Source organism: Natrinema soli (assembly GCF_028618695.1).
Window position 1 is genome coordinate 1 of sequence record NZ_JAQIVI010000066.1, and the last position, 8617, is coordinate 8617.

Genomic DNA, 8617 nt, shown 5'->3' on the forward strand with positions numbered 1-8617 from the left:
CCGCCGGGTCTGCGGGGGCGGCGTCCACCGGCACCGAATCGGGCGAATCCGGGGTCCCACGTCGCGGCGGCGACCCCTCGAAGGGGTTGTTCGCCAGGCTCAAGCGACTCCTCTCCTGACCGGCGTCGGCCCATCGCCGCCGTCGTCTCACTCGTTCCGCGGCGACGGGTTCTGCAACACCGACAGCTATCAGACTCGCCGTGATAGACCTCGCCATGCCTCGAGACGACACCCTCGTTGGCGTCGACTCGCGAACCGTCGAAACGGACCGACTCGAGACCCACTACCTCGAGTCGGGCGGCTCCGATCGAGCCGCCGACGAGGGCGAGACCGTTCTCTTCTGCCACGGCAACGTCTCGTCCTCCCGGTTCTTCGAGGACGTGATGGCCGACTTGCCCGCCCGTCACCGCGCGATCGCGCCCGATTTTCGAGGGTACGGCGACTCGGAGACGAAACCGGTCGACGCGACGAACGGTCTCGGCGACTTCGCGGACGACCTCCGCGCGTTCGTCGACGAACTCGGCCTCGCGGAGCCGCTCGTCATCGTCGGCTGGTCGAACGGCGGCGGGGTCGCGATGCGGTACGCGATCGACCACCCCGAGGCGGTCGCCTCGCTCGTGCTGGTCAATCCGCTCTCGCCGTACGGGTTCGGCGGGACGAAGGATACGGAGGGAACGCCGTGTTTCGGCGACTACGCCGGCTCCGGCGGCGGGATCGGCAACGACGCGTTCGTGGCGGGTCTCGAGGACCGCGACCGGAGTGAGGAGGGACAGACCTCCCCGCGAAAGGTCCTGCGAACGTACTACGTCGATCCGACGCACGAGTTCGATGGCGAGCGCGAGGAATCGTACCTGACGGGGATGCTCGATACGGCGACCGGCGACGGGAACTATCCGGGCGCTTCGAAGCCGAGCGACAACTGGCCCGGCATCGCACCGGGCGAAACCGGGGTGAACAACGCGATCTCGCCGAAGTACTGCGAACTCGAGGCGATCACCGAGATCGATCCCGACGACAAACCGCCCGTGCTGTGGATCCGCGGCGATTCCGATCAGATCGTCTCGAACGCCTCCCTCTTCGATCTGGGCACGCTCGGCCGAATGGGCGAACTCCCGGAGTGGCCCGGCGAGGACGTCTTCCCGCCACAGCCGATGGTCGACCAGACCCGCGCCGTCCTCGAGACCTACGCCGACCGCGGCGGCGAGTTCGAGGAAGTGGTCTTCGGAAACACGGGTCACGCGCCCCACGTCGAGGTTCCCGGCGACTTTCTCGATCGGCTCGAGTCCGTGCTGGAGTGATCGGTCGACAGACGGTCAGGCGACCTCGAGCGTCTCCCGGTCGGCACCCGCGAGTTCGACCAGCGCGTCGGCCTCGAGCAGGTGACACTCTCCGGGGATCACGAGCAGGTGTAGCGGGTCGCCGAACTCCCGGTCCGCCAGTTCGGTCATCGTTCCGGCCTCGACGAGCGGGTCGGGGCTCCCCGCGCGGGCGACGACGACGCCCGCGAGATCGGGGTACTCCGCCGCGAGCAGGTCGGCACCGACGTCGGCGGTCATGTATTCCTCGCGCTCGGCTTTTATATCGAGGTAGACGACGGTGTGCAGCCCATCAGCACGGTTGTCGTCGATCGTCTCCGTGACGCTCGCCGGGAGTCCCTCGGCCCCGTGGGCGTACGGAAACGGAAGGGTGGTTGCCTTACCGAAGCGGTAGTTCTGCAGTCCGGTCAGCGCGCTGGTGGCCGTCTGGGCGGTGACGCCGTGGATCACCCGCGTCTCGATCCCGCGGTCGTGAGCGCGCAGCCGGAGGTCGACGTGGGTCGTCGAAATCATCGTATCGCCCGCCGTCAGGAACGCGATCTCTTCGCCCTCGGCCGCTGCGAGCATGTCGTCGGGATGCTGTTCGACGCCGGCCCGGTCCCGGACCTCGATCTCGAGGTCGTGGTGGGACTCGAGATCGTCGATCGTCGTCCCGATTAGCTGACTGGTGTAGAACTCGGCGTAGACGCGGTCGGCAGCCCGCAAGGCGTCCCGGCCCTCGACGGTGATCGAGCGCTCGTCGTAGAGACCGAGACCGATGAAGGTGAGCATAGGCGGTCGTAGTCGTAGCGCGCGGAATACGTTTTCGAGACGCGCATACCCCTCCCCAGAGTCGGTCGCCGACGCGGACGTCAGAATCCGATGTGGGAGGTCGACGCGGGGCCGTCGTCATCGTCCCCGTCGTCGCCCTCGTCGATCCCGCCCTCGTGGGCGAAGGTCACGGTGTCGTCGGTCAGATAGACGACGCCGTCGTCGACGCTGACGTCGACGGCCGGTAGCGTCGTGTCGGCCGCCTCGCCGTTGTCGCAATAGCCCGAGCAGGAGTCGAACATCGAGCCGTGTTTCGGACAGATGATCTGCCCGTCCCGCATCGCGGCCCCGCGGCCCGTATCGAACCGCTGGGCTTCGTGGGTGCAGCGATTGATCCACGCTTCGACGCCATCCCCGCACGGCACGAGGATCGCTTCGTCCGGTTCGCCGTACTGGTCTCGGATCGTGAACAGCCACGACCGGTTCTCGTGGACCGTCTCGAGGGTCGTGAGCCGTCGGCGCTCGCTCATCTCGTGGGAATACGCGCGCCGAACGGAAAAGCGCTCTCGAGGCTGCGAACGTATTGCCACCGCTGTCGACGGCTCACGGCGGCCGCGATAGGTGGCCGCCTCGCACGGATCGCTGGAACTCAGTTCCGGCGCAACCGCGAACCGGTCCGCGGTCGCGCCGGGACATCGGTACAGCAGGCCGCCTCAGAGCGCGAACGCGATCGGGAGGGCCGGTCGGATCACCAGCACGAGCAGGCCCGCAACGAGCGAGACGAGACCGGTGCCGACGGCGATCTCCTCGCCCCAGGACGGGAGCCGCTCTATCGTGACGATCCCCGTCAGCGCGACCATCCAGACGAGGTTCATCTCGCCGAAGAAGAGCATCGCGACGAAGAAGGCCCCGAAGCAGGTGAGCACGCAGCGCACGCCGTGATACAGTCCCTCTCGAGCCGCGAGGAGGGCCCCGTCCTGATGGAGCGGGACGTCGGCACAACACGTCCGAAGGAACGACCGTTTGAACCCCGAGAGCTGGTAGATCCCGGTGCAAACGAGAACGACGCCGACGACGAGGTGCGTGTACTCGCGAGTAACGCCGTAAATCCCGCCCGGAAGAACCGCCTCGTACAGGAGCGGAACGCAGGCCGTGACCAGCCAGACGGCGTAATAACTCACGAGGAACGAAGCCAGCGCTCGCGCTGCGCCGAGAGCCGACCCCTGATACGCGGCGGCGTACTCCCGGGTGAACCGCGTCATCGCCGGTTGCATCATCGCCCACATCATCACGCCCCACGTGGCTGCGTAGCCGACGACCGCCTCGGGCGTTCCGACGTGGAAGACGCCGCGTTCCATCGCGCCGGGTGCAGTCATCGGGATTTCGGCCGTCGTCAGGAGCCACTGCATCCCCGGCATCGGAACGTGACCGCCGTACAGGAGCAGCCACCAGATCGCGTCGAGGCCGAGCATGGCCGCGACGACGGCGGTCGTTCGATCGAACTCGACGGCACAGCGATCCGTCGCGCCTTCGACCGCGGACCGAAGCAATGCACTCATCGGATGATCCCCCGCTCTCGAGCGCGGCGGATAGACGGCGGGAGTGCAGTCGGAGTCCGGCACATCGCGTTTCGACGGATCGAGGAAGGGCAATTGACCGTCACTATTCGAGCACGTCGTAGCCGGCTCGCTCGATCGCGTTCCGGACATCGGGTTTCGCCGACGGATCTCCGTTGATCGTCACTCGCCCGTTCGCAGCGTCGGCGTCGACCCGGCCGACGCCGGGGAGCGCCGTCACCGCGCCGGTGATAACTATTTCACAGCCTTCACACGTCATATCGGGAACCTCGAGCGTGTATTCGTCCATGCTGCATCCGGACAACGAGTCGATACCGTATAAGTTACCGAAATACTGATATTTTCTGGAGCGAACGGTACGGCAGACTGGAATCGGTCGGGTCGCTCAGGAAGGGGACGCATCTGCGACGGTCAAGCGACGAGGTGGGAGCTCTCCGTTTGGGAGAGGGGAGTCACGTATCACTCCAGCCCACGTAGCCGACGCGCGGTGGCGCGCGCTTGCGGCCGACCGAACGGGAGTGAGGGCGGCCGCCGATGCCGTGCGAGGGATGAGTGAGGGAGCGCAGCGACCGAACGAATCGGCTGGGGAGGGCGTGGCGATTCCCTGTTACCACGATAGCAGGACGCTTCTTTCGCTATGTCTCCGGTAGAATCGGCTGTTCCATTCACTCATCCTCCCAATAGCGATCGTACCGAAACCGAAACGGAAACGAAACGGGATCCAAAAAACGCATTCGAGAACCCAAACCGTCTCGAGTGGTTTTATGCCCGAACGCGCCGGTACCCACCGTATGACCGACGACCGACTGCGCATGACGCCCGGGCCGACCGAGGTGCCGGCGGCCGTCCGCGAGCGGATGAGCGAGCCGACGCCGAACCCCGACGTCGAGCCGGCGTTCTTCGAGTTCTACCGCGACCTCACGGCCAAACTCGAGGCGATCTACGGCGACGACGACGTCGCGATCCTCGGCGGCGAGGGAATTCTCGGCCTCGAGGCCGCCGTCGCGTCGCTGGTCGAACCGGGCGACCGCGTGCTGTGTGTCGCGAACGGACTCTACGGCGAGGGGTTCGCCGACTTCGTCGAGATGGCCGACGGCGAGGCGGTGGTCTGTGACGCGCCGTGGAACGAGCCGCTCGACCTCGAGCGAGTCGAATCACGCCTCGAGGAGGGTTCGTTCGACGCGGCGACGCTGGTCCACTGCGAGACGCCGACGGGCGCGCTCAACGATATCGAACCGGTCCTCGACCTGCTCGACGAACACGACGTCATCAGCGTCGTCGACGCGGTCTCCTCGCTCGGCGGGGTGCCGGTCCCGACGGAGCGAATCGATATCTGTCTCGGCGCCTCGCAGAAGTGTTTCAGCGCGCCGCCGGGACTGACGGTCTGCTCGGTCAGCGACCGCGCCTGGCAACAGATCGAGTCCTTCGAGACCGACAGCCTCTACACCGACCTCGAGCCGTGGCGCGACGCCGCCGACGAGGAGTGGTTTCCCTACACGCACCTCGCCGCGAACCTGTACGGCCTCGACACTGCGATCGACCTGTTGCTCGAGGAGGGCCTCGAGAGCGTCTTCGAGCGCCACGAAGCGGCCGCGCGGCGGTGTCGCGAGCGAGCGGCCGACCTCGGACTCTCGCCGTTCCCCGGGGAGGCGCGGTCGTCACCGACCGTGACCGCACTCGAGGTCGACGGAGGCGCACAAGCACTCCAAGAAACGCTGGCCGCAAAGCACGATATCGTCCTCGCGACCGGCCTCGGCGACCTCGAGGACGACGTCCTCCGGATCGGTCACATGGGACACAACGCGCGCCTCGAGCGCGTCGACCGGACAATGGACGCGCTCGAAGCGGTCCTCGAGTAGGCTCGAGCGCCGGAATTCGAGGAAATATCGCGCCGGTTGTCCGATTCTCGCTGTCGTGATACGTCAGCCCGTATCACTGCCGCACCGGACAGAAACCCGTTTAGGCGGCGCTCACCCACTCGGGATAATGAGTACGAGTTACCGGATCGGACTGGTCGGCAAACCGTCCGTCGGCAAGTCCTCTTTCTTCAACGCGGCGACGATGAACGACGTGCCCGAGGGGGCCTACCCGTTCACGACCATCGATCCCAGCGTTGGCGAGGCCTACGCCCGCGTCGACTGCGCGGCGCCGGAGTTCGACGAGGAGTGTACCCCCAGCGTCGGCTACTGTGCCGACGGGACGCGGTTCGTCCCGACGAAACTCGTCGACGTGGCCGGACTGATCCCCGGCGCACACGAGGGCAACGGCCTGGGCAACCAGTTCCTCTCGGATCTCAACGAGACCGACGTGCTCGTCCACGTCGTCGACTTCTCCGGTAAAACGGACGCCGAGGGCGAAGCGACGGAGGGCCACGACCCCCGGGACGACATCGCGTTCCTGGAGGAGGAACTCGACCAGTGGTATCTGGGCGTCCTCGAGAAGGGAATCACTCGATACGAGACGGGCTACACGACCGAGGACGACGCTATCGAGGAGGAACTCGCCGAGCAGATGAGCGCGTTCAAGACCAGCGAAGACGAGATCAAACGCCTCATTCGGCGCGTCGGCGTCGGCTTCGACCCCGCGGAGTGGGACGCGGACGACCAACTCGAGCTGGCCCGCGAGATCCGTAAAGAGACCAAACCGATGGTCATCGCGGCGAACAAGATGGACACCCCCGAAGCACAGGAAAACTACGAGGAGATCACGGCCGATCCCGACTACGATCACCTGACGATCGTCCCCTGCAGCGCCCACGCCGAAAAGGCGCTGAAGTCGGCCGAGCAGGCCGGCGTCGTCGACTACCGACCCGGCGACGCGGACTTCGACATTCTGAGTGATATCTCCGACGACCAGAAACAGGGCCTCGAGCAGATCCGCGACTTCCTCGGGGAGTTCGGCGCGACTGGCGTCCAGGCGGCCCTCGAAACCGCGCTCTTCGACGTCCTCGGCGTGACGCCGGTGTTCCCCGGCGGCGCGAACGGGCTGGGGAACGAACGCGGCGAGGTGCTGCCCGACTGCTATCTGATCCCCCCGAACTCGACCGCGGAGGACTTCGCCTACAGCCTCCACTCCGACATCGGCGACGGCTTCCTGCACGCGATCGACTGTCGGAGCAACCGCCAGCTCGGCAAGGACTACGAGGTCGAGTCGCGGGACGTGATCGAAGTCATCACGACGAACTAGAGCGACGGCCCGACGGCTCCACCATTCGGCGGAGCCGCTTTCGTCTCACCGTCCCCAGACGATCCGCTGGGCGGCGTCGTCGATCCGCGCCGTCAGGCCTGAGAACCAGGCGCTGGGTGAGATCGCACGGAGTTCGTCTTCGTCGACCTCGATCCGCGCCTCGCCGTAGGGATCCCGGTCGGCCGGTTCGCCTCGCTCGGCGTCGGCGGTCGCGGAGTCGACGGCGACCGACATCGAACACCGTCCGCACGCTTCGCGGTCGTTTCCCATGTGAATCTACGGCACGGTAGGCTCCGTTCACACTTAAACCTGATCGCGGCACCGTTCGCCCGGTGTGCCGACGGACTTTTGTCCGCGACGTGGCATCCATCCACATGGACAACGTCGCGACGACGACTCGCCGTCCGTGGAGGGCCACGCGGCGAGCCGACGGTGCTCGAGAGGACGGAGGACGACCGGCTCATGTCTGACCGAGAGTCAGCCTCCGAGGATGCCGCCGCCGACTCGAGCCCGGAAGCCGAGTCGGCGGCCGCGGACATCCCCGACTGGGACGATGAGTACGTCGATCGTGTGAGCGACCGGCTCATGCACAACTACGACCTCGAGAAGGACCGCACGGTCGAGGGCGAGCGGTTCACGCTGTACGGCCGCATGGATCTCACGAGCCAGAAGCACTTCCTCCATCCGTCGATCTCGCTCGCCGAACACGAGTCGACGGAACACCTGTTCGTCGACCGGGTCGATCGCGTCGACGATCGGCTGCTCGATCGATACGTCGATCTCGGCCACCGGCTGGCCGACGAGTGGCTCGAGCCCGACGAGGAACACTACAGTACCGAGTTCACGTTCGTCGCGGTCGCACCGTCGATCCCCGACGAGATCCGCGGCCGCGTCGCCGGCTTCTCCGACCGGACGCTGCTGAAGTACGGCTACAACGGCCATTACGAGATCAATCTGGCCGTGGTTGCACCAGAGACGGAGGAACTGGTCGCCAGCGAGAACGCCGATATCGCGACGGCCGTCCGGCTCTGGGAGCAGATCGAGCGAAAGAAAGTGGGTATTCTCGGGCTGATCGCCCGGCGGTTGCAGCTCTAGTCGTCGTCAGTCCGTTTCCCGTCGTCTGCGGACGGTTCACCGCCGTCCGCGGCCACGGCTTCGCCGCCGAGGCCGCGACTGGACCTGATGTTGCCGTAGCCCATCCACAGCAGCGACAGCGCCAGTCCGATCAGCGTCAGATTGATCGCGATCTGTCCGCCGCCGGAGATCCACCCCCACATTCCGGGATCGCCGGAGAGGAGGCGAATGTACAGCACCTGATAGAACGCGACCCACAGGAGTCCGAGGACCGTGATGAAGGCCATCAGTGCCAGCGGAACGCCCGTACTGATCAGTTGCTTGCTCCGGTTCCAGTTGGCGAGCCAGACCGTGCCGGTCAGCAGCGCCAGTCCGGCCAGCAACTGGTTCGCACCGCCGAACAGCAGCCACAGGTCCTCCCAGCTACCCGTGCCGAGAAGGACGAAGGCGGCGATGACGACGACGCTCGTGTTGACGTAGCGGTTCGCGCCGTACTCCTCGATGGACGTCTGAGGAGTGCCGACGAGTTCTTCGACCATGTACCGGCTGAGGCGGACGGCGGTGTCCATACTCGTCAGCAGGAAACTGGCGAGTACCAGCGCCATGAACGGCGCGCCGTAACTCTCCGGCAGACCGAAGGCGGTGAGGATCACGCCGCCGCCCGTCGCGAAGTTGGGCAGCGCCGTGCCGATCCCGCCGGCGCCGGCGATCCCG

10 protein-coding genes are annotated in these 8617 nt (G+C 66.3%); 4 read left to right on the forward strand and 6 right to left on the reverse strand.

Annotated features, from left to right (window positions below):
* Nucleotides 1-215 precede the first annotated feature (215 nt).
* The gene (locus PGX04_RS04130) at nt 216-1298 is read left to right on the forward strand and encodes an alpha/beta fold hydrolase (protein WP_273737347.1); all 1083 of its coding nucleotides are present in this window, start codon (nt 216-218) and stop codon (nt 1296-1298) included.
* Nucleotides 1299-1313: 15 nt separating this feature from the next.
* On the opposite strand, the gene dph5 is transcribed toward PGX04_RS04130, so the two are convergent.
* The 4 genes from dph5 to PGX04_RS04150 form a co-directional block, all read right to left on the reverse strand.
* Nucleotides 1314-2087 (reverse strand): diphthine synthase, encoded by a 774-nt coding sequence (gene dph5, locus PGX04_RS04135; protein WP_273737348.1) that lies wholly within the window; start codon nt 2085-2087, stop codon nt 1314-1316.
* A gap of 80 nt (nt 2088-2167) precedes the next feature.
* Nucleotides 2168-2596 carry a Rieske (2Fe-2S) protein gene (locus PGX04_RS04140; RefSeq protein ID WP_273737349.1) on the reverse strand — a complete coding sequence of 143 codons (429 nt, stop codon included), beginning with the start codon at nt 2594-2596 and terminating at the stop codon, nt 2168-2170.
* Nucleotides 2597-2779: 183 nt separating this feature from the next.
* Entirely contained in the window at nt 2780-3625 is an 846-nt protein-coding gene (locus tag PGX04_RS04145; protein WP_273737350.1) for a DUF2182 domain-containing protein, read from the reverse strand.
* 103 nt (nt 3626-3728) lie between these two features.
* On the reverse strand, nt 3729-3932 hold the full coding sequence (locus PGX04_RS04150; RefSeq protein ID WP_273737351.1) for a heavy-metal-associated domain-containing protein: 204 nt from the start codon (nt 3930-3932) through the stop codon (nt 3729-3731).
* Between the two features lie 502 nt (nt 3933-4434).
* Here PGX04_RS04150 and PGX04_RS04155 point away from each other — a divergent pair.
* Together PGX04_RS04155 and PGX04_RS04160 are read left to right on the forward strand one after the other, a co-directional pair.
* On the forward strand, nt 4435-5502 hold the full coding sequence (locus PGX04_RS04155) for a pyridoxal-phosphate-dependent aminotransferase family protein (protein WP_273737352.1): 1068 nt from the start codon (nt 4435-4437) through the stop codon (nt 5500-5502).
* A 127-nt stretch (nt 5503-5629) separates the two neighbouring features.
* Nucleotides 5630-6829: a redox-regulated ATPase YchF gene (locus PGX04_RS04160; RefSeq protein WP_273737353.1), complete on the forward strand. Its 1200-nt coding sequence runs from the start codon at nt 5630-5632 to the stop codon at nt 6827-6829.
* Nucleotides 6830-6874: 45 nt separating this feature from the next.
* On the opposite strand, the gene PGX04_RS04165 is transcribed toward PGX04_RS04160, so the two are convergent.
* A complete protein-coding gene (locus PGX04_RS04165; RefSeq protein ID WP_273737354.1) occupies nt 6875-7099 on the reverse strand; it encodes a DUF8007 family protein in 225 nt (74 codons plus the stop codon).
* 192 nt (nt 7100-7291) lie between these two features.
* On the opposite strand from PGX04_RS04165, the gene PGX04_RS04170 reads away from it, so the two are divergent.
* Nucleotides 7292-7924 carry a DUF8052 family protein gene (locus tag PGX04_RS04170; protein WP_273737355.1) on the forward strand — a complete coding sequence of 211 codons (633 nt, stop codon included), beginning with the start codon at nt 7292-7294 and terminating at the stop codon, nt 7922-7924.
* Here the strand turns inward: PGX04_RS04170 and PGX04_RS04175 are convergent.
* A partial coding sequence (locus tag PGX04_RS04175) for a carbon starvation CstA family protein (RefSeq protein WP_273737356.1) occupies nt 7921-8617 on the reverse strand: 697 nt, incomplete at its 5' end. The genes PGX04_RS04170 and PGX04_RS04175 overlap by 4 nt on opposite strands.